The organism is Vibrio sp. YT-19(2023) (assembly GCF_033337395.1).
The window spans coordinates 1-541 of record NZ_JAWOQN010001031.1 but is presented as its reverse complement, the minus strand read 5'-3'; the positions used below and the strand labels follow the sequence as shown (position 1 = coordinate 541).

1 protein-coding gene is annotated in these 541 nt (G+C 44.0%); it reads right to left on the bottom strand.

Annotated features, from left to right (window positions below; genetic code table 11):
- Positions 1–541: SIMPL domain-containing protein (locus tag R7E78_RS29845; protein WP_318059107.1), on the bottom strand; the 541-nt coding region annotated here is incomplete at both ends.

The following is a 541-nucleotide window of genomic DNA, read 5'->3' as shown; positions in this document are numbered from 1 at the left end:
TTAATTTGTAAACCACATCCACTTGGTCACGAATTACAAGAGTCGAATCTTGGTAACTGTTCGAACCTTGCTTGCTGTCCATCGCCATTGAGCGCATCAACACAGGCTGTACATGCATTTGGTTATAGTTAATTTGCCAGATGCCGCCGAGTTTTTTATCAAAGCCAGATGCAAGCGATGCCGCTTTTTCTCTCGCATCTTTGATCGCAGCCATGCGCGCTTTTTGTTGATATTCCGCTTGATTGCTCACTTTCAATTGGATGTTGTCGACCTGATTAATGCCAGCTTTCAACGCCATATCCAAATACTGGTTAAGATCGGCTAAATCTGTCACTGTTACATTGATGCTGCGTGATGCTCTGTATCCAACCAACTCCGCTTTGCCCGATTTAGGGTAGTGATACTGAGGCGCAAGATACAGGTTTGAGCTGGTGATATTGTCCTTTGATAAACCAGCATCAGACAGATATTGGAGAAAATCTTCGACTGTTTTATCGACTGATTGTTTTGCTTGTTCCGCTGTCATGGTGGTATCCACCAC